Origin of the sequence: Streptomyces sp. NPDC007905, assembly GCF_042959345.1 — a bacterium.
Taxonomy (GTDB): Bacteria; Actinomycetota; Actinomycetes; order Streptomycetales; family Streptomycetaceae; genus Streptomyces.
The window spans coordinates 284061-303735 of sequence record NZ_JBIBKS010000004.1 but is presented as its reverse complement, the minus strand read 5'-3'; the positions used below and the strand labels follow the sequence as shown (position 1 = coordinate 303735).

General features: G+C 72.1%; 20 protein-coding genes and 2 pseudogenes. 18 read left to right on the top strand and 4 right to left on the bottom strand.

Translation table 11 applies throughout. From position 1 onward, the window contains the following. Window positions 1–17: 17 nt before the first annotated feature. The 7 genes and pseudogenes from ACFZDC_RS10095 (at window position 18) to ACFZDC_RS10065 (ending at window position 4135) form a co-directional block, all read left to right on the top strand. Window positions 18–662, top strand: coding sequence for a DUF308 domain-containing protein (locus tag ACFZDC_RS10095; RefSeq protein ID WP_391322052.1), 645 nt, complete (start codon window positions 18–20; stop codon window positions 660–662). A gap of 124 nt (window positions 663–786) precedes the next feature. Next, entirely contained in the window at window positions 787–1260 is a 474-nt protein-coding gene (locus tag ACFZDC_RS10090) for a PLDc N-terminal domain-containing protein (protein ID WP_391322050.1), read from the top strand. A gap of 33 nt (window positions 1261–1293) precedes the next feature. After that, entirely contained in the window at window positions 1294–1725 is a 432-nt protein-coding gene (locus ACFZDC_RS10085; RefSeq protein ID WP_391322048.1) for a hypothetical protein, read from the top strand. A gap of 10 nt (window positions 1726–1735) precedes the next feature. Beyond that, a pseudogene (locus ACFZDC_RS10080) lies at window positions 1736–2105 on the top strand (trehalase-like domain-containing protein); the annotation flags it as partial. Further along, window positions 2096–2213, top strand: a pseudogene (locus ACFZDC_RS10075) (cytochrome d ubiquinol oxidase subunit II); the annotation flags it as partial. The pseudogenes ACFZDC_RS10080 and ACFZDC_RS10075, both read left to right, overlap by 10 nt. 279 nt (window positions 2214–2492) lie before the next feature. Then, a complete protein-coding gene (locus ACFZDC_RS10070) occupies window positions 2493–3368 on the top strand; it encodes a methylenetetrahydrofolate reductase (protein ID WP_391322046.1) in 876 nt (291 codons plus the stop codon). A 155-nt stretch (window positions 3369–3523) separates the two neighbouring features. Beyond that, window positions 3524–4135, top strand: a complete 612-nt coding sequence (locus ACFZDC_RS10065; protein WP_391322044.1) for a hypothetical protein — start codon at window positions 3524–3526, stop codon at window positions 4133–4135. Here ACFZDC_RS10065 and ACFZDC_RS10060 read toward each other — a convergent pair. Beyond that, window positions 4116–5255 carry an MFS transporter gene (locus tag ACFZDC_RS10060; protein WP_391322203.1) on the bottom strand — a complete coding sequence of 380 codons (1140 nt, stop codon included), beginning with the start codon at window positions 5253–5255 and terminating at the stop codon, window positions 4116–4118. The genes ACFZDC_RS10065 and ACFZDC_RS10060 overlap by 20 nt on opposite strands. 183 nt (window positions 5256–5438) lie before the next feature. Between ACFZDC_RS10060 and ACFZDC_RS10055 the strand changes: the two genes are divergently transcribed. Together ACFZDC_RS10055 and ACFZDC_RS10050 are read left to right on the top strand one after the other, a co-directional pair. After that, window positions 5439–6920, top strand: coding sequence for an AlkA N-terminal domain-containing protein (locus ACFZDC_RS10055; protein ID WP_391322042.1), 1482 nt, complete (start codon window positions 5439–5441; stop codon window positions 6918–6920). Between the two features lie 11 nt (window positions 6921–6931). Next, window positions 6932–7414 carry a methylated-DNA--[protein]-cysteine S-methyltransferase gene (locus ACFZDC_RS10050; protein ID WP_391322040.1) on the top strand — a complete coding sequence of 161 codons (483 nt, stop codon included), beginning with the start codon at window positions 6932–6934 and terminating at the stop codon, window positions 7412–7414. 20 nt (window positions 7415–7434) lie between these two features. Here the strand turns inward: ACFZDC_RS10050 and ACFZDC_RS10045 are convergent, their stop codons facing one another. Both ACFZDC_RS10045 and ACFZDC_RS10040 read right to left on the bottom strand, forming a co-directional pair. Further along, entirely contained in the window at window positions 7435–7776 is a 342-nt protein-coding gene (locus ACFZDC_RS10045) for a hypothetical protein (RefSeq protein WP_391322038.1), read from the bottom strand. Between the two features lie 19 nt (window positions 7777–7795). Next, the gene (locus ACFZDC_RS10040) at window positions 7796–8548 is read right to left on the bottom strand and encodes a Sir2 family NAD-dependent protein deacetylase (protein WP_391322037.1); all 753 of its coding nucleotides are present in this window, start codon (window positions 8546–8548) and stop codon (window positions 7796–7798) included. Between the two features lie 394 nt (window positions 8549–8942). Here ACFZDC_RS10040 and ACFZDC_RS10035 point away from each other — a divergent pair, with 394 nt between their 5' ends. Further along, window positions 8943–9143 (top strand): type II toxin-antitoxin system VapB family antitoxin, encoded by a 201-nt coding sequence (locus tag ACFZDC_RS10035; protein WP_391322035.1) that lies wholly within the window; start codon window positions 8943–8945, stop codon window positions 9141–9143. Between the two features lie 231 nt (window positions 9144–9374). Here ACFZDC_RS10035 and ACFZDC_RS10030 read toward each other — a convergent pair whose 3' ends face one another. Beyond that, window positions 9375–9836 (bottom strand): MarR family transcriptional regulator, encoded by a 462-nt coding sequence (locus ACFZDC_RS10030; protein WP_391322033.1) that lies wholly within the window; start codon window positions 9834–9836, stop codon window positions 9375–9377. 136 nt (window positions 9837–9972) lie between these two features. Between ACFZDC_RS10030 and gap the strand changes: the two genes are divergently transcribed. The 8 genes from gap to ptlA all read left to right on the top strand — a co-directional run bounded on the left by gap (window position 9973) and on the right by ptlA (window position 19668). Beyond that, entirely contained in the window at window positions 9973–10977 is a 1005-nt protein-coding gene (gene gap / locus ACFZDC_RS10025; RefSeq protein ID WP_391322031.1) for a type I glyceraldehyde-3-phosphate dehydrogenase, read from the top strand. A gap of 224 nt (window positions 10978–11201) precedes the next feature. Continuing rightward, on the top strand, window positions 11202–12056 hold the full coding sequence (gene ptlH, locus ACFZDC_RS10020; RefSeq protein WP_391322029.1) for a 1-deoxypentalenic acid 11-beta-hydroxylase: 855 nt from the start codon (window positions 11202–11204) through the stop codon (window positions 12054–12056). Next, window positions 12057–13508, top strand: coding sequence for an MFS transporter (locus ACFZDC_RS10015; protein ID WP_391322027.1), 1452 nt, complete (start codon window positions 12057–12059; stop codon window positions 13506–13508). A gap of 142 nt (window positions 13509–13650) precedes the next feature. Further along, window positions 13651–14502 carry a 1-deoxy-11-beta-hydroxypentalenate dehydrogenase gene (gene ptlF, locus ACFZDC_RS10010; RefSeq protein WP_391322025.1) on the top strand — a complete coding sequence of 284 codons (852 nt, stop codon included), beginning with the start codon at window positions 13651–13653 and terminating at the stop codon, window positions 14500–14502. Further along, window positions 14499–16259 (top strand): neopentalenolactone/pentalenolactone D synthase, encoded by a 1761-nt coding sequence (ptlE, locus tag ACFZDC_RS10005; RefSeq protein WP_391322024.1) that lies wholly within the window; start codon window positions 14499–14501, stop codon window positions 16257–16259. The genes ptlF and ptlE overlap by 4 nt, the downstream gene beginning before the upstream one ends. Window positions 16260–16355: 96 nt before the next feature. Next, complete coding sequence (gene ptlD / locus ACFZDC_RS10000) at window positions 16356–17279, top strand: neopentalenolactone/pentalenolactone F synthase (RefSeq protein WP_391322023.1); 924 nt, start codon at window positions 16356–16358, stop codon at window positions 17277–17279. Then, on the top strand, window positions 17276–18289 hold the full coding sequence (locus ACFZDC_RS09995; RefSeq protein ID WP_391322021.1) for a polyprenyl synthetase family protein: 1014 nt from the start codon (window positions 17276–17278) through the stop codon (window positions 18287–18289). Before ptlD ends, ACFZDC_RS09995 begins: the two co-directional genes overlap by 4 nt. Window positions 18290–18603: 314 nt before the next feature. Then, window positions 18604–19668 (top strand): pentalenene synthase, encoded by a 1065-nt coding sequence (gene ptlA, locus ACFZDC_RS09990; RefSeq protein ID WP_391322019.1) that lies wholly within the window; start codon window positions 18604–18606, stop codon window positions 19666–19668. The last annotated feature ends 7 nt before the right edge of the window (window positions 19669–19675 follow it).

Here is a 19675-nt window from a genome sequence, read left to right as displayed (position 1 = left end):
TCACGCGAGGAGAAGCCATGACCGAGTCGCGTGGTCCGGCACCGCCCGGACCGCCGCACCCGCCCCCCGGGCCGGCCACCGGCACCACGGACGCCATGACGGTAGTCGCCCGGTCCTGGACCTGGATCCTGGGGTCGGCGATCGTGACGCTCGTACCCGGTGTGCTGATCCTCGTCTGGCCGGACGAGACGCTGCACGTCCTGGCCGTCGTCATCGGCCTCTACCTGCTGCTGGCCGGCGCGTTCCGTTTCGTCACGGCCTTCGGCCGGGAAGGACACGGCGAACGGCTCCCCGCACTGCTGATCGGGGTGCTGTTCGTGCTCGCCGGAGTACTCTGCCTGCGCCACCCGATGCAGACCGTCGCCGCGCTGTCGCTGATCGTCGGGCTCACCTGGCTGGTGTCCGGCATTCTCACCCTCTACACGGCGATCACGGCCGAGAACCTCCCGCACCGCGGTGTCGTCGTGGGCGCCGCGCTGCTCGGCATCGTCGCCGGGATCGTGGTGCTGGCCCTGCCCACCGAGTCGGCACGGGCGCTGACCCGCCTGCTCGGTCTCTGGCTCGTGCTGCTGGGCCTGGTGGAGCTGGCGCTCGCCTTCGCGTGGCGGGCCGCGCTGCGCCGGAGCGGCACGCCCCCGGACGCGTCCGTCCCACCGTTCTGAGCCGGCGGCCCCACGATCACCCGCCTCGGGTGAGGACGTCCCTTCCTCGCCGTGTGCACGCTGAAAACGGCAGAGACCGGTCTGACGAAACCGACGGGCCGCAGCCACGGAACGAAGGAGAGAAATGAGCACGCAGATCTACCTCGCGTACGACTATCCGCTGCTGAGCGCCTTCTGGACGATGCTGTGGTTCTTCCTGTGGATCCTGTGGTTCATCCTGCTGTTCCGTGTCATCGTCGACATCTTCCGCGATGACGACATGGGCGGCTGGGCCAAGGCCGGCTGGTTGATCTTCGTGCTCGTGGTGCCCTTCCTGGGCGTCCTCGTCTACGTGATCGCACGCGGTCGGGACATGGGGAAGCGGGAGATAGCGCAGGCACGCTCGCAGCAGGAGGCCTTCGACTCCTACGTCCGGGAGGCCGCGAGGGGCGCCCCGACCAGCAGCGTCGACGAACTGGCCAAGCTTTCCGAGATCCGGGCCCGCGGCGACATCACCGACGACGAGTTCCGCAGGGCGAAGGAGCTGATCCTCAGCGGCGCCGGGCAGGCGCAGCGCTCCGCCACCGCGCCCACCACGCCCACCACGCCCGCGCCCTGACCACGACCCACGAGAACGAATCGAGGTATCCGCATGAGCGCGCCGAACCGCACACGCACCCAGGCAGAGTCCGCCACCCAGCAATGGGCCTTCGGCCTGACGGCCTTCGCGGGCGTCATGCTCCTGATCACCGGGCTGCTGTCCATATTCCGGGGCATCATGGCGATCGCCCAGGACGACGTCTTCGTCACGACCCCGAACTACGTGTTCAAGTTCGACCTCACCAGCTGGGGCTGGATCCATCTGGCCCTGGGCGTGATCGCGACGATCGTCAGCTTCGGCCTGTTCCAGCCGGCGATGTGGGCACGTGTCGCCGGCGTGGCCATCGCCGCGCTCGTCATCATCGCCAACTTCCTGTCCCTGCCGTACTACCCGGTCTGGTCGGTCGTGATGATCACGGTGTCCGGCTTCATCATCTGGGCCCTGTGCGTGGTCCGGCGGGACGACTCGGCCGTGAGCCCGTAGCGGAGATCTCATGGACCGGTATCCGCCCATCGCGGAGCACGGAATGGTGGGCGACCTCCAGACGGCGGCCCTGGTGTCGTCCGCCGGGACCGTCGACTGGTGGTGCACCCCCCCGTTTCGACTCGCCCAGTGTCTTCGCCTCGTTCCTGGACAGTGAGCGAGGCGGCCACTGCCGCATTGGCGGCGGAGGCCCCGGACGGTAACGGCATGTCGGTCCGGCAGCTGTACCTGTCCGACACGGCCATCCTGGTCACCCGGTTCATGGGGCCGGCGGGGTCGGCGAGGTCGCCGACTTCATGGCACCCATCGACTCCCCGGCACCCTCCGACCGGCACCGCCTGACCAGGGTCGCCCGGGTGGTGCGGGGCAGCCTGCCCTTCTGTGGGGGGGCCTTCGGAAACATCGTGCGCGGCGTGAAGATCGACCAGCACGGCGAGTACGTCGGCGCTCTAGGGGACCTGCTCCATCCCTACGCCCTGCTCGGCGGCCGGGCTCACCAAGGGCGCCTACGCCACCGCGATGATCACGCTGGCGGTGATCGGGCTCGGCGGCCTCGCCGCGGCGGCGCTCCTCCCGCGGACACCGGGCCGCACGGCGACCCCCGACACACCCGCCACCGCACCCGGGACCCACGCCTAGCGGCCGGTCTCCCCGTACCCGGGCCGGACGCTCCCCCTGCTCCCCGGCGCCCACCGCACCCGTGACATCATCGGGCCGGATCAGGACCGAGGCCGTACGCGGTCGCAGGAAGCCGCACAAGGAGCACGATGCATTCCGCCCCCACCGCCCCGCCGGCGGCGGGCACCGCGCTGCTGGACGACTTCTCCCTGGAGATGACCGGCAAGGACGTGCCGAAGCTGGAGGAGGCGCGCGACAGCATTCCGCGGGGCACACGGATCAACGTCACCTTCCTCGCGGGCGAGGACCTCGGCATGCGGCTGACCGCCGCCCGTGCGGTCAAACGGCTCGGCTTCCTGTCCGTCCCGCACATCTCCGCCCGCCGCCTGCCCTCCCGGCGGCACCTGGAGGAGTTCCTGACCGGCCTGGCGGCCGACGGCACCGCCGAGAACGTCTTCGTCGTCGGCGGCGACCCCGCACGCCCAGAGGGCCCGTACGCGGATGCCCTCGCCGTCATCCGCACCGGGCTGCTCCAGCGCCACGGGGTGCGGCACGTCGGCATCAGCGGCTATCCGGAGGGCCACCCCGAGATCACCGACCACTCGCTGTGGTCGGCGCTCACCGCCAAGGCGGCGGCCCTCGGGGCCGACCGGCTGGCAGGCGACGTCATCACCCAGTTCGGCTTCGACGCCGACGCGGTGCTCCGCTGGGTGGAGGCCGTCCGCGCCCGGGGCGTCCGGCTGCCGATCCGCATCGGCGTCCCCGGCCCGGCCGGCGTGCGCCGGCTGGTGACCTACGCCACCCGCTTCGGCGTCGGCACCAGCGCCTCCATAGCCCGTAAGTACGGCTTCTCGCTGACCAACCTCATGGGTACGGCCGGCCCCGATCGCTTCCTGCACACGCTCGCACGGGAGTACGACCCGGCGCGGCACGGCGAGCTGAAGGTGCACTTCTACACCTTCGGCGGCCTGCGGGCCACCTCGGAGTGGATCGCAGGCTTCCGCCGGGGACACCGACAGGGCTGATGTGCCACCGCCCGCTGCGGGGCACGTCGGTGGCGCGTCGTCCGACGGGTCGGTCACCCGTCGACGGGCCGGTGGCCGGATCCGATCGGTGGGTATGCGGCGCGGCCGGGCGGCCGGGGCACCGTGCGGCCCTGCTCGTTGCTCTTGCGCTGGTGGTGCCTGAGCCCTATGAGGTCTCCGAGGTCTCCAGCAGGTATCGGCGGGGACGGCCGGAAAGGGCAGTTGCCGCCGGCCAGGGGGATCCCCGGCTCCGCCGCGATCGGCATCAGTGCCCGCAGACCGACGGAGACCCGACCACGACCGACGACGCCTATCGCGCTGCCCTGACCCGCCTGGCCGTGGACCCGGACTTCCGGACCGAACTCGACGGCGACACCGAGGAGGTGGCGCGAAGACTCGGTCTGACGCCGGCACAGGTCGCCGGACTACGCTCCCTCCGCATCGAGTCCGGCACCCACGGGGGATCGGCCGCTCTCGACCCACGGCTGTCCAAGTCGTCCCTGTTCTTCGGCAGCGCGGCGCACGCGCTGGCGCATCACGACATCACGGCCGACCACACCGACCACGCCGACCACGCCGTTCCGGCGTACGGCGGGGACTCTGGCGAGCTGGTCCGCACCGCCCACCGCGTTGAGCGCCGGGTCCGGGTGCACCTGCGCTGGACCGTCCGAGGTCCGGGCCGCTTCCGGGGGACCGCCCGCCTCAGGATCGCGCACCAGCGGGCCCCGATGGAGGCGAAGGGAAGCTTCACCTACGCCTGCCCCTGAGGGCCCTGGCCGCCACGACGACCGGGCCCGCCGCCAGCAGCGCGGCCAGCGCGCCGTACCCGTAGGTCAGGGTCGCCGCCGAGGCGACCACCGCCACGAGCAACGGCCCTCCCGCATCGCCCAGTTCGCGGCCCAGTTCCGCCGCGCCCATGGTCTGGCCGAGCCGCTCGGCAGGGGTGGCCGAGGCCAGGGCCGCGAAGCCCAGCGGGGTGATCAGGCCGGTTCCGGTGCCGATCAGGGCCGCGGCCAGGAGGACGCCGGTCAGGCCGGGCAGCATCGCCGCGGCCAGCCCCGCGGCCGCGAGCAGCAGACCGCAGGTGAGGCCGGCGCGGATACCGAGAAGGCCCGCGTCCAGGGCCCGCCCGGCGCGCGGCTGGACGACCGTCCCACAGGCGGCGAGCACGGAGACCGCCGCCCCCGTGGCGACCGTGCCGAGACCCGCCGCCGCCCCCGACACGGGGAGGAACCCCACCCCGGCCGACAGCGCGGCCGTCGCTCCCGCCAGTGCGGCCGTCGGCACCAGGAAGGCCGGGTCGGCCAGCCGCCGCCCGAGGTCCAGCAGGGTCTGCCGGCGCCGGGGGAGCGGCGGCACCCGCGGGACGGCGGCCGCCGCCCAGGCCGCGACCACAGTGGCCAGCGCCGCCAGCACAGCGAACAGCAGCCGCAGCCCGCCCGCCCACACCAGCAGCCCGCCGAGCAGCGGACCGAGCGTGTAGCCCAGGGACTTGCAGAAGCCGTAACTCCCGAACACCCGTCCGTGCCGCGCCCCCGGGTTGAGCCGGGCCACCAGCGCCGAGGCGGCGGGGGAGAACGCGGAGGCCGCCGCACCCTGGCCCAGGCGGGCCGCCCACAGCAGGCCCGGGCCGCCCGCGACGGCGTACAGCGCGGAGGCGACGGCGAACGCGGCCAGGCCGCCCAGCAGCACCGGGCGCGCCCCCACCCGGTCGGCCAGCGTCCCGAACACCGGCTTCAGGAGCACTTCGGCACCGTCGTACAGCGCGAGCAGGCCGCCCAGCACCAGCAGCGAGGTGACCGCGTCGGCGGACCGCGCGCCGAGACTCGCGGCGACACCGTGCGCGCCGAACGCGGTGGTGAACCCGGCGGCGTACAGCGGCCACATCCGAGCCGGGGACCTGCCCTCCGGGCGCGCATCGGCACCGCCGGACGCGGGGTTGACGGCTCCGTGGCCCATGGCGGCATCGTAGCCAGCGCAAAAGGGCGAGCGCCCAAGGTCCTGGTCACCACGAGGTAGATGTCGGATTCTCGCCAGCGGTCGGCCCTCGCGGTGGTCGATCCTGGACACATGCAGACAGGGACGCACTTCGACCGGGAGCACTGCGTGCGCGCCGTGCAGTCCAAGGACGCCCGGTTCGACGGGTGGTTCTTCACGGCCGTCCTGACCACCCGTATCTACTGCCGGCCCAGCTGCCCGGTCGTGCCGCCCAAGCCGGAGAACATGACCTTCTACCCGAGCGCCGCCGCCTGCCAGCAGGCCGGGTTCCGGGCCTGCAAGCGCTGCCGTCCCGACACCAGCCCCGGCTCCCCGGAGTGGAACCAGCGGGCCGACCTGGTGGCCCGCGCCATGCGGCTCATCGCCGACGGCGTCGTGGACCGCGAGGGCGTGCCCGGCCTCGCCGCCCGGCTCGGCTACAGCACCCGGCAGGTGGAGCGGCAACTGCTCGCCGAACTGGGCGCCGGACCCCTCGCGCTGGCCCGCGCCCAGCGCGCCCAGACCGCGCGGCTGCTGGTCGAGACGACCCCCCTGCCCATGGCGGAGATCGCCTTCGCGGCCGGCTTCTCCTCCATCCGCACCTTCAACGACACCGTCCGCGAGGTCTTCGCCCTGTCACCGAGCGAGCTGCGCGCCAAGGTGCCGAGGTACAGCGCCGCGGGCACCCCGGGGACGCTCGTCCTGCGGTTGCCGTTCCGCGCCCCGCTCAACCCCGACAACCTCTTCGGTCACCTCGCCGCCACGGCCGTACCGGGCGTGGAGGAGTGGCGCGACGGCGCCTACCGGCGCACGCTGCGCCTGCCGTACGGCCACGGGATCGTGTCCCTCACCCCCCGCCCCGACCACATCGCCTGCCGTCTCACCCTCAGCGATCTGCGCGACCTGACCGTGGCGATCAGCCGCTGCCGCCGCATGCTCGACCTGGACGCCGACCCGGTCGCCGTCGACGACCGGCTGCGCACGGACCCGGTGCTCGCGCCGCTGGTGGACCGGGCGCCGGGCCGCCGGGTGCCGCGCACGGTCGACGAGGCCGAGTTCGCCGTCCGGGCCGTGCTCGGGCAACAGGTCTCCACGGCCGCCGCCCGCACCCACGCGGGCCGCCTGGTCGTCGCCCACGGCAAGCCCCTGGACGACCCCGAGGGCGGGCTCACCCACCTGTTCCCGTCACCCGAGGCGCTGGCCGCCGTGGACCCCGAGACCCTGGCCATGCCCCGCACCCGGCGCACCACCCTCACCACCCTGGCCGGTCAACTCGCCGACGGCCGCCTCCAGCTGGGCGTCGAGGCCGACTGGACCGAGACCCGCGCCCACCTGCTGGAGCTGCCCGGCTTCGGGCCGTGGACGGTCGACGTCATCGCCATGCGCGCCCTCGGCGACCCCGACGCCTTCCTCCCCACCGACCTCGGCGTCCGGCGTGCCGCCCAGGAGCTGGGCCTGCCCGCCACCCCGGCCGCGCTCACCGCCCGCGCCGAGTCCTGGCGCCCCTGGCGTGCGTACGCCGTGCAGTACCTGTGGGCGACCGACAGCCACCCGATCAACCTCCTTCCCGCGTAAGGATCTCCTCGATGAAGCAGTACACCGTCATCGACAGCCCCTACGGTCCCCTCACCCTCGTCGCCGACGACGGCGTCCTGTGCGGCCTGTACATGACCGATCAACGCCACCGCCCGCCGGAGGAGACCTTCGGCACGCCCGACGACACCCCCTTCGCCGAGGCCGGGGAACAGCTGTCGGCGTACTTCGCGGGCGAGCTGACGCGGTTCAGCCTCCAACTCCGCATGGACGGCACTCCGTTCCAGCGCAGCGTCTGGGACCAGCTGACCCGCATCCCGTACGGCGAGACCCGCTCCTACGGCGAACTCGCCGCCGCCCTGGGCAAACCCAACGCCTCCCGCGCGGTCGGCCTCGCCAACGGCAGGAACCCGATCGGCATCATCGTGCCCTGCCACCGTGTCATCGGCGCGGGCGGCGGCCTCACCGGCTACGGCGGCGGCCTCGACCGCAAGCGGCGACTGCTCGACTTCGAGCGGGGCACGGCCCTGTTCTGAGGCGGCGTCCGCGGATGGGCTCAGCCACCCATGACCCAGCACGCCCCCGCGACCAGTCCCAGCAGCAGGGCCGGCCCCATCCACCACCACCGCATGACCCGTCGTACCGACGGAAGCAGCCACAGCCCGATCGCCGCGCCGGCGGCTGCGACGGTGAGGACGCATGACAGAACGATGCCCGCGTACGCGTGTTCGTCCCAGGGCCCGGACGGCTGAATGGTCAGTACCGTCCAGCAGAAGTACGCGGTGATCAGGGTGAGCAGGGTGAGTGGTACGGCGAGTACCAGGCGCAGGCAACCGCGGTCGTCGTCGGGGTGGTAGGGGTCGTTCACCAGCGCAGCGCGTTCCCCGCCTTGCACCATGCCTCGAACGGTCGGTCGATCATGGCAGGTGGTTCTGGCCGTCGCCGCGGTCGCTCAGGGTGCGCAGCAGTTGGGGCAGGGCGGTGCCGATCGGTTCCCGGACGAGCTCGTCGGCGATCTCGTCGTACGGCGTGGGCTCGGCGTTGACGATGACGAGCCGTGCGCCGTGGTCGGCGGCGACACCCGCGAGCCCGGCGGCGGGCTGCACCTGGAGGCTGGTGCCGACGGCGATGAACACCTGGCAGGCCTTGGTGATGGCCACGGCCTCGGCGAGCACCATGGGGTCGAGACGTTCGCCGAACATCACGGTGGCGGACTTGAGGATGCCGCCGCACTCCAGGCACGGCGGATCGTCTTCGCCGGCCTCCACCCGGGCGAGGGCGTCCGCCATCGACCCCCGGCGGTGGCACTTGGTGCACACCACACTCCGCGCGCTGCCGTGCAGTTCGAGCACCTTGCGGGCGGGCATGCCCGCGAGCTGGTGCAGCCCGTCCACGTTCTGGGTGATCACCCGTACGGGCACCCCGGATCGCTCCAGCTCGGCCACGGCCAGGTGCGCGGCGTTCGGCTCGGCCATCAGCGTCCTGTTCTTCCGCCGCATCTGCCACGACCGCCGGCGGATCTCCGGATCACCCATGTAGTACTCGTACGTCACGAGCTTCTCGGCCTCGGGATCCTTGCGCCACAGCCCGTTGGGCCCGCGGTAGTCGGGGATCCCGGAGTCGGTGGAGATACCTGCGCCACTGAGGACGGCTACGAGAGGCTTGCCCATGGGCCGACACTAGGACGCCCGCCTGCTCATGGCGAACGGATATCGCGGAGAAGGGGGGCTCAGGCGGTGGCCAGGGGCTGTGCCGGGCTCAGGCAGTGCACGGCGGAACGCATACCGCGGCTCGGGCACCGAGACCTGCCCCCTGGTCATGACGGTCCACCTGCCGCCCGGTCCCGTCGCGAACTCCTGAACAAGCCAAGGGTGTTGTCCGATGTCGTGACCTTCTGGCGCGCCCTGCCCGGCTGCCGCGACCGCGCGAACAGCGGCGAGGAGATCGAGCCCCACCACCGCGGGGCGCCGTTGTGCACGCGGCGGGGCATCGGGGTGGCGCGTTCCTTGCGCGCGGTGGGTGGACCAATATCGGCGCGGGGGCTTTCGATGCTAGCGTCCGGCCATGGCCAAGGTGACTGTCTCACTCGACGCCCAGCTCGTCGTGGAGGTCATGGCGCTCGCGGGGGTGAGCAATCCGCAGGACGCCGTGGAACTGGTCGTCCGGGACTACATCGAGCGCGGCCACCGGACCGAGGCGCGGTCCGCCGCGCGCGAGGAGGCGCTGCGCGAGGTGGATGCGAGGCCGCGGGACCCGGAGGGCTGAGCACTGCTCCGGGCGTCGCCGCGGGGTCGTACAAGTACCGCCGTCACCGGAGGGGTCGGGGCGTGTCGCGGTCCGTTGCCGTAGGTGCGTACCGCGGTCGGGAGACCGTGCGCGTACTGCCGGGTGCGGCCGGCGGATCGGTGCGCGACGCGGTCTGCCGCCGGGTCCGAACGCCGAGTCGGCAAAGTCGTGCACACGCCGGGGCGTCGGCGGATTCGGCGCGCGAAGCGCCTACTGCCGTGCACGCACGCCGAGTTCGGCGAGGCGGGTGAGGACCGGGACGGCCGAGGCGATGGTCCGCCGTTCCTCGGGTGTCAACTCACCCATCAGGGGCGCCAGATGGCGGGCCCGGTCCTCGTGCCGGGCGCGGCCGATCTTCCGGCCCTCCTCGGTGATGTGCACGAGGACGGCACGGCCGTCGGTCGGGTCGGGGCGGCGCTCGACGAGCCCGTCCCGTTCGAGCCGGGTCACCAACTGGGTGATCCCCGGCTGGCTCAACTGCTCCGTGCGGACCAGGTCGGTCAGTCGCGTGGGGCCGCGGAAGGCCAGCGTGTCCAGCACCGACAGCGTCGTGAACGACAACTTCTGCACGGAGGCGAGCCGGATGTAGAAGCGGTTGAAGTTCTCGATTGCCCGGGTGAGGTCATCGACGTCCAAGTCGGCTTCGTGGCTGCGGTTCTGAGGAGAGGTCACCCTGGAAATGTATCGCATGCTTATATAAGGTCGTGATGCACCACGTCCCCGCCCCGCGGTGATGTGTGGTCCGGCATCGCACCTCGGCGCAACGGCGCGTCAACCACCCCAGAAGCGCAAGGTGAGGGACACATCAATGACTGTGCGCATCGGTATCAACGGTTTCGGGCGTATCGGCCGCAACGTCTTCCGCGCGGTGGCCGCGCGTGGCTCGGAGTTGGAGATCGTCGCCGTCAACGACCTCGGTGACGTCAACACGATGGCCCACCTGCTGGCCTACGACTCGATCCTGGGCCGGTTCCCCGAGGAGATCGCCGCTGAGCCGGGTGCGATCCGCGTGGGCAGCCGGACGATCAAGGTGCTCGCCGAGCGCGACCCGGGCGCCCTGCCCTGGGGCGATCTCGGCGTGGACATCGTGATCGAGTCCACCGGTATCTTCACCGACGCCGCCCGCGCCCGCGCCCATGTCGAGGGCGGTGCGAAGAAGGTCGTCATCGCGGCCCCGGCCAGCGGTGAGGACCTCACGGTCGTGCTCGGTGTCAACGAGGACGCCTACGACCCGGAGCGGCACACGATCATCTCCAACGCCTCCTGCACCACCAACTGCCTCGCGGTGCTCGCCAAGGTGCTGCACGAGAGCGTGGGCATCGACGCGGGCATGATGACCACCGTCCACGCCTATACCCAGGACCAGAACCTCCAGGACGCCCCCCACAAGGACCTGCGCCGGGCGCGCGCCGCGGGTCTGAACATCGTGCCGACCTCCAGCGGGGCCGCCAAGGCCATCGGCCTGGTGCTGCCCGAACTGGCCGGGCGGCTCGACGCCTTCGCCCTGCGGGTGCCGGTGCCCACCGGCTCGGTCACCGACCTGACGGTGACCCCGAGCCGGCGCACCTCCGTCGAGGAGGTCAAGGAGGCGTACGCGGCCGCCGCGGCCGGCGCCTACAAGGGACTGCTGTCGTACACCGAGGCGCCCCTCGTCAGCACCGACATCGTGGGCGACCCCGCCTCCTGCATCTTCGACGCCGGACTCACCCGCGTGACCGACGCGCAGGTCAAGGTCGTCGGCTGGTACGACAACGAATGGGGTTACTCGAACCGTCTCATCGACCTCGCCCTGCTGGTCGGCGCCACCCTCTGACGCACCGTCCGGCCCGGCTCCCCTCCCCGCTCACCTCCGAGTTCCTCGGCCGCCCGCCCACCTGCGGCGGCCGACGCTCCGACGCGCCGGCGGCCCGTCCCCGTGCATCCGGGCCGCCCCCACCGACGCCACCGCGGCCGTCGGCCCGCCCACGTGCCGGGCGGGACACGTCACACGCCCCTACGGCCCATGTCACTCGGACCATGTCACAAGGACGGGAACCCATGACGTACGTGACCGGCGACTACACGGACTGCACGCCTCTGCTCGACGACCGGGAGGCGCTCGACGGCTTCTTCGAGGAGCACGGCTACCTGTATCTGCGCGGCGTCCTCGACCGCGACCTCGTCCGGACCACCGCGGAGCAGATGCTGGAGGGACTGATCGCGCTGGGCGCGGCGGACCCGAAGGCGACACTGGACGACGTCACCATCGACTCCTTCGAGGAGGTCGACGAGGTGGCGATGCACAAGTACGTCAAGTACGACGACTTCTGGAACCACCCCTCGACCCTGAAGGTGTTCGAGCAGGTCTTCGGCGAGCCCGTCTTCGTCTTCCGTTCCACCACGATCCGCTACTACCCGTCGGCCGCGGGCGCCGAGAAGCCGTCGTTCGCCCACCTGACGCCGTTCCACCAGGACGGCTTCTACATCGGCCCCAACAAGGACTTCCGCCCCGTGTGGATACCGCTCATCGCGACCACCAAGGAGTCCGGCGGAGTCGCGCTGGCGGACGGCAGCCACCGGCGCGGTCTGCGCGAGCACGTCGTCCACGAGTCCTTCCGCAGGTTCGGCCACCCGGTGCGCGGCATACCCGCCGAGCAGATGGGCGAGGACGAGACCCTGCTGCACTCCGCGATGGAGCCGGGCGACGTGCTGTTCATGCACGCCTACACCTGCCACAAGTCGGTCCCCAACCTGTCGTCCCCGCCCGTCATGCGGATGTCGATGGACACCCGCGTCCAGCCGGCCGCGTCGGAGCGCGGCTTCAACGCGCTGACGCCGTGGACGGACTCGGCGAAGGACCCCTCCAAGGGAATCATGTCCAAGATCACCGGAACCCCCAGCTCGGTTGAATAGATGACTCATCGCGAAGCACCCCCCACCGGCGCTCCCGGCACTCAGGAGCCGCCGTCCCCGCAGGACGCCCCGACACCGGCGGGGTTGTCCACGACCGGCCTGGTCGTGGTGCTCACCGGATTCGCCCTGTCCATCGTCGACTTCTTCATCGTCAACGTGGCGCTGACCACGATCGGCCACGACCTGAACGGCGGCGAGACCGCACTGGAGCTGGTGGTGTCCGGCTACGGCATCGCCTACGCGCTCGGCCTGGTACTCGGCGGGCGCCTGGGCGACGCCTACGGCAGACGCCGGCTCTTCGTGTGGGGCCTGATCGCGTTCACCCTCAGCTCCGCGCTGTGCGGGGTGGCCCCGAACGTCGGGTTCCTCATCGCGGCCCGGCTCCTGCAGGGCGCGGCAGCGGCCATGCTCGTACCCCAGGTCCTCGCGACGATCCAGGCGGCCACCGAGGGCCAGGCCCGCGCCCGCGCCATCAGCCTCTACGGCGCCACCGCCGGACTCGCGGCGGTGGCCGGCCAGATCCTCGGCGGACTGCTGGTCTCACTGGACATCGCCGGGGTCGGCTGGCGGTCGGTGTTCCTGATCAACGTGCCGGTCGGGGTGGCCGCGCTGCTGGCCGTGCGGAACATGCCGGACACCAGGGCCGGGCGCAGGCCGGGTTTCGACCTGGCCGGCACCCTGCTGTTCGGGGTGGCCCTGGTCTGCGTCCTGCTGGTGATCGTCGAGGGGCAGGCACTGGGCTGGCCGCTGTGGCTGTGGGCGCTGCCCGTGGTCGCCGCCGCCGCGGTGGTGGCGCTGATCCGGGTCGAGCGGCGGCTGGAGGCCCAAGGCGGTTCGCCGCTGCTGCCTCCGTCGGTCCTGTCCCGCTCCGGGATGCGCCGGGGGTTGCTCGCGATGGTGCCGTTCTCGATCGGGTTCGGCAGTTTCATGTTCGTCTACGCCCTGGTCGCCCAGGACGACTTCGGCCTCGGCGGCCTGGGCTCGGGAGCGGTGCTGTCCCCGTTCGCCTCCGCCTTCTTCGTGGTGGCGCTGTTCACCCCGAAGATCGCGGCGGCCCTCGGCCGGCGCATCGTGACGCTCGGGGCCGCCGTCCAGGGCGCCGGACTGCTGCTGATGGCGCTGCTGATCGGGATCACCTGGCCGGACGTCCCGGTCGTCCTGGTCCTGGCCGTACTGGCGTTCACCGGTATCGGGCAGGCCCTGATCGGGCCCACCCTGTTCCGGATGATCCTCGCCGACGTCCCGCCGGCCCAGGCCGGCATGGGCAGCGGCGTGCTGGTCACCAGCCAGCAGACGGCCACCGCCCTGGGCGCGACCGTGGGCGGCACGATCTACCTCGCCCTCGGCGACTCGATGGGCCACTCCTCGGCAGCGGTGCTGGTCCTCGTCCTGCTGACGCTCTTCTCGGTGGCGATCTTCGCCGTCAGTCTGAAGCTGCCCGATCCCGTCTGAAACCACCGGCGGCCTCCGCCCAGCCCTCCCCCGGGCGGAGGCCGCCGGAACCCGGGCTCACGCCCGCCCCGCACACCCCTGGGTCGCGACGATGCGGCCCGTGCCCCCGCCCGCCCCAGGATGCGAGGAACGGACAAGTCCCGTGCACTTACACCCCAGGACGGCCGTGGTCACCGGCGCGGCGAGCGGCATCGGTCTCGCCCTCGCCGCCCGGCTCACCCGGTCCGGAGTCAAGGTGGTCATGGCGGACATCCAGGGCGACGCCCTGCACCGCAGGGCCGGCGAACTCGCCGCGCGCGGCGGGAACGTCCATGCCGAGACCGTGGACCTCACCGACCCCGACGCGGTCGCGGCCCTCGCCGAGAAGGCGTACGCCACCCTCGGAGAGATCGACGTGGTCTGCAACAACGCCGGTGTCGTCGGCCCCGTCGGGACGCCGCTGTGGGCCGTGCCCCTGGCGCGGATGCGCGAGGTCTTCGAGGTGAACCACTGGGCGCACGTCCATGTCGCCCGCGCCTTCGTGCCGCGGCTGCTGGCGAGCGGGCGGCCCGCGCACCTCGTGCACACCGCCTCGATGGCGGCGTTCGCCGTGGGTAGCGGCAGCGCGGCCTACGCCGCCTCCAAGCACGCCGACCTGGCCGTCGCCCGCAGCCTGCGGGCCGACCTCGCCGGGACCCCGGTACGGGTCTCGGTGCTCTGCCCCGGCCGGGTCGACACCCCGATGGTCCGCGGGCTCGCCGCGCCGCGCGACGCGACCGGCGACACGACGGTCACCGCCGACCTGGTCGCCGAGACCGTGTGGGACGCGCTGGGCTCCGACCGCTTCTACCTCTTCACCAACACCGACGCGCCCACCCGGCTGCGCGACCAGTTCGACGACGTATGGCGCCACCTGACCTCACCTGTCCACCCCACACAGGAGACGTTGTGGAACCCTTCGCACCAGACGCCCCCGCCGGCCACGCGTCAGAGTCCGTCGACATCGAGACGGTGAGGACGAAGTACCGCGAGGAACGCGACAAGCGCCTCGAGGCCGGCGGCGGCCGCGTCTACCGGCCCGCGCGCGGGGAGTTGTCCCGCTACGCGGCCGACCCCTACGCCGAACCGGTCGACCGGGACCCCGTCACCGACGAGGTCGACGTCGCCGTCGTCGGCGCCGGCATCGGCGGCCTGCTGGTGGGCGCGCGGCTGCGCGAGACGGGCGGATTCGAGCGGATCCGCCTGATCGACGCCGCCGGTGACGTCGGCGGCACGTGGTACTGGAACCGGTTCCCCGGCCTCAGGTGCGACATCGAGAGCTACATCTACCTGCCGCTGCTCGAAGAGCTGGGTACCGTGCCGACGGAGAAGTACGTGACCGGCACCGAGATCCTCGCGCACTGCCGGGCCCTCGCCCGGCACTACGGCCTCTACCGGGACGCCCTCCTGCAGACCTCGGTCACCGAACTGCGCTGGGACGAGGACTCCTCGCACTGGCTGGTACGCACCGACCGGGGCGATCACTTCCGGGCCCGGTACGTGTGCATGGCGATCGGCTCCCTGCACCGGCCCAAACTGCCCGCCGTGGAGGGCCTCGAGACCTTCCGCGGACACTCCTTCCACGCCGCCCGCTGGGACTACGGCTACACCGGCGACGGAGTTCCGGGCAGCCTCGCGGCCCTGCGGGACAAGCGGGTCGGGATCGTCGGGACGGGTGCGACGGCGGTCCAGGTGATCCCGCACCTGGCCGAGGCGGCCGGGCAGCTGTACGTCTTCCAGCGCACCCCTCCCGCGGTCGGCGTGCGGGCCAACCGGCCGACCGACCCGGAGTGGGTGCGGGGACTCGAACCGGGCTGGCAGCAGCGGCGCATGGACAACTTCCACGCGCTGACCTCCGGGGTACCGCAGGGGGAGGACCTGGTCGCGGACGGCTGGACGGAGATCACGGCCAAGCTCGCGGCGATCCTCCCGAAGTCCGCCGGGACCAACCCCGGGGACGCGGCCGGCGCCATGGAGCGCGCCGACTTCCTCAAGATGGAGGAGTTGCGCGCCCGTATCGACGCCGTCGTCCACGACCGAGGCACCGCGGCCGCGCTGAAGCCGTACTACCGGCTGTTCTGCAAGCGGCCGTGTTTCCACGACGACTACCTGGAGACCTTCAACCGGCCCGACGTCACCCTGGTGGACACCGAGGGGCGAGGCATCGAGCGGCTCACCGCGCACGCGGTGGTCGCGGCCGGCCGGGAGTACCCGGTGGACTGCCTGGTCTTCGCCTCGGGTTACGAGTCCGAGTACGCCGTGCCGTACACGGCCCGGGCCGGTTACGAGGTCGTCGGGCGGGACGGGCTGCGACTGTCGGACAAGTGGGCGGACGGGGCGCGGACATTTCACGGATTGATGGTGAATCGTTTCCCCAACTGCTTCGTCCTGTCCAAGGTCCAGTCGGGTCTGCACGTCAACGTGCCGTACATGCTGGGCGAGCAGAGCAGGCACGTGGCCTACGTCCTCAAGGCCGTCCAGGAACGGGGCCGGCACGTCGTGGAGGTTTCCGCCACGGGTGAGAAGGAGTGGGTCGAGGAGATCCTCCGGCTCGCGAACCGCAACCTCGACTACGCCGAGTCCTGCACCCCGGGCCTGTACAACAACGAGGGCCGCCCGAGCGAGCTGCACGTCCTCAACGGCAGCTACGGCGGTGGCTCGGTGGAGTTCGTGAACGTCCTGCGCACCTGGCGCGAGGCCGGTGACCTCGCCCATCTCGAACTGAGCGACTGACACACCCGTCCGCGCAGCACCACGCACGAACCACGCTGCAATGACGCAGCAATGACGCAGCAATGGCGAAGCAATGACGAAGGGGGACGCAAGGCCATGGACGTCTCGCCGATACCAGGATCCTCCGTCGGGGCCGTCGTGCACGGCGCCGACATCACCCCGGACCTCGACGACGCCGCCGTCGAGCAGATCTGGGCCGCGCTCGACCAGCATCTGGTGCTGGTCTTCCGCGGCCACCGGGACCCCACGAACGACGAACTGCTGGGCTTCGGGCGCCGCTTCGGGCACATCCCCAGGACGGGCCTCACGACCGGCGCCAGCCCCGACCACAACGAGATCCTGATCATCTCAAACATCGTGGAGAACGGCCGGAAGATCGGCGTCGGCGACGCCGGCTGGATGGACTGGCACACCGACTACTCCTTCCGGCCGCGGGTGTCCCGGATCGGCTTCCTGGCGGCCGTGGAACTGCCCGTCTCCGGCGGCGGGCAGACCCTGTTCACCGACATGTACGCGGTGTACGACTCCCTGCCCGAGCAGCTGCGCCGCCGGCTGCACTCCTACCGGGCCCGGCACGCCCTGCGCTCCGGCTACGAGGAGACCATCGAGGAGAGCTACCAGGGCGAGGTCTCCATCGCGAGCCCCGACGGCGGCACCGGACCGGCCGCCGTCACGACGATCCTGCCCGAGGACGGCACCTCCACCGTCCACCCGCTGATCGCCCGCAACCCGCGCACCGGCCGCCACGCCGTCTACGTCAATCCGCTCAACACCAAGCGCGTCCTCGAACTCGACCCGACCGCGAGCAAGGAGCTGCTCCAGGACCTGTGCGGTCACGCCGGCGCACCCGGACTGACCTACGCCCACACCTGGCAGCACGGGGACATCGTCATGTGGGACCAGCTCGGCACCATCCATGCGAAGACGCCCTTCGACCCGGCGGACCGCCGCATCCTGCGCAAGGTCGTGGCCATCTTCGACGACCCGGTGGAGCCCTGGCGAGCGGAGGCCGCGGCGTGACCGTCACCCCCGCGAGCCTGCACCGCGGCCGGGACGCCACCACGCCCGCGCTGCGCACCGCCCTGGACCTGCTCGACCGCAAGACCCGCCACCAGGCCGCCTACCACCTCGGCTGGATCACCGCCGCCGGTGCGCCGATCGCGGCGGACGGCGGCAAGGCCGTGCGCCCCGCGCTGGCCCTGCTGTCGGCCGAGGCGGTGGGCGCGCCGCCCGAGGCCGCGCTGCCCGGGGCGGTCGCCGTCGAACTGGTGCACAACTTCTCCCTGCTGCACGACGACCTGATGGACGGCGACGAGGAGCGCCGCCACCGCCGTACCGTCTGGTCTCTGTGGGGTGCCTCCAGCGCGATCCTCACCGGCGACGCGCTGCTGGCCCTCGCCCAGGAGGTGCTGCTCGACTGCGGGCTGCCCACCGCGGCGGCCGCGGCCGGCCTGCTCGCCCGTACCACCCGCCGCCTGATCCACGGTCAGGTCCAGGACATGGCCTTCGAACAGCGCCAGCACGTGACGGTCGAGGAATGCCTGGCGATGGCCGCGGACAAGACCGGTGCCCTGCTGTCGGCGAGCGCCGCGATCGGCGCCCTGCTGGCCGGGGCGCCCGGCTCCGCCGTGGACGCCCTCGCGCTCTACGGCGAACAGATCGGCCTCGCCTTCCAGCTCACCGACGACGTCCTCGGCATCTGGGGCGATCCGGCCACCACCGGCAAGTCCGCCCACTCCGACCTGCGCGCCCGCAAGAAGTCCCTCCCGGTCGCCCACGCGCTCAACCAGGGCGGCACGCTCGGCGTCGAGCTGGCCACCTGGCTGGCCGCGCCCGGCGACCCGGACGAGACCGAACTGCGCCGCGCGGCCGACCTGATCGCGGCCGCCGGCGGCCGCGACTGGGCCCAGGCCGAAGCGGTCCGGCGGATGGCCCTGGGCGAGGCAGCGCTGCGCGGAGCCGGTCTGGACGCCCGCGCCCGCGACGAGTTGCTCGCCGTGGGACGGTTCATCGTGCATCGAGAGGTGTGAGAAGTCCGGCCGGACCGAGGTACGTCCGGCCCCTCGTCAGTGATCTTTCAGCACGTTCAGGACCGTGAGGGATCAGGGCCAGGGCCCGTCGTCACACCCCCCGCCCCCGAGGGCGACGGTGTCACCGGGCAGGCCCGGCTCCGCGGGCGGCGTCGCCCCGGAGCCCGGCTCCGGCCGTGGGCAGCGTGGCCCGCGGCCCCCTCTCCCATCCGCTTCCGCCGTGGGGCGGCGCCGCCCGGTCGTCCTCCCGAGGGACGAGTCCCGCAGCCCCACGCCACCACCGTTCGCCCAGTGCCCCCACCACGGAGATCACCATGCCGCAGGACGTCGACTTCCGAATACCGCTGCCCAGCCGGCGCAGTCCCGACCACCAGCGCGCCGAGGCCCACCAGCTGGAGTGGCCGCGCGCCCTGGGCCTCATCACCACCGAGGCCGCCGCCGAACGCCATCTGCGCGGTGCCTACGCCGACCTGGCCTCGCGCTTCTACCCGCACACCACCGGCGCCGACCTCGACCTGGGCGTCGATCTCATGTCGTGGTTCTTCCTCTTCGACGACCTCTTCGACGGACCGCGCGGCGAGGACCCGGAGGAGACCCGCAGGCTCACGGACGCGGTGGCGGCCGCCCTCGACGGCCCGCTGCCCGACACCGCACCGCCCATCGCGCACGGCTTCGCCGACATCTGGCGCCGCACCTGCGAGGGCATGTCCCCCTCCTGGTGCGCGCGCGGCGCCCGGCACTGGCGCAACTACTTCACCGGATACGTCGACGAGGCCACCAGCCGCTTCCACGACACCCCTTACGACTCCGCCGCCCAGTACCTCGCCGTACGCCGGCAGACCATCGGCGTCCAGCCCACCGTGGACATGGCCGAGAGCACCGGGCACTTCGAGGTGCCCCAGCGCGTCTTCGACAGCGCCGTGCTCTCCGCGATGCTGCAGATCGCCATCGACGTCAACCTGATGTTCAACGACATCGCGTCGCTGGAGAAGGAGGAGGCCCGGGGCGAGCAGAACAACCTGGTGTTCATCCTGCAGCGGGAACACGGCTGGCCCAAGAGCCGCAGCATCGCCCACCTGCAGGACGAGGTCCACGCCCGCCTCTCGCAGTACCTCCTGCTGGAGACCTGCCTGCCCAAGGTGTGCGACATCTACGACCTGAACGCCGCCGAACGCGAGGCCGTGGAGCGGTACCGCAACGACGCCGTGCGCACGGTGATCCGGGGCTCCTACGACTGGCACCGTTCCTCGGGCCGCTACGACGCCGAGTTCGCGGTCGCCGCCAGCGTCCAGGGCTACCTCGAGGAACTCGGCAGCAGCCGCTGCGCCTTACCGGCACCCGCCGGTCCCCACCACCCGAGCACCACCCACCCGATGTGAGGTTGCG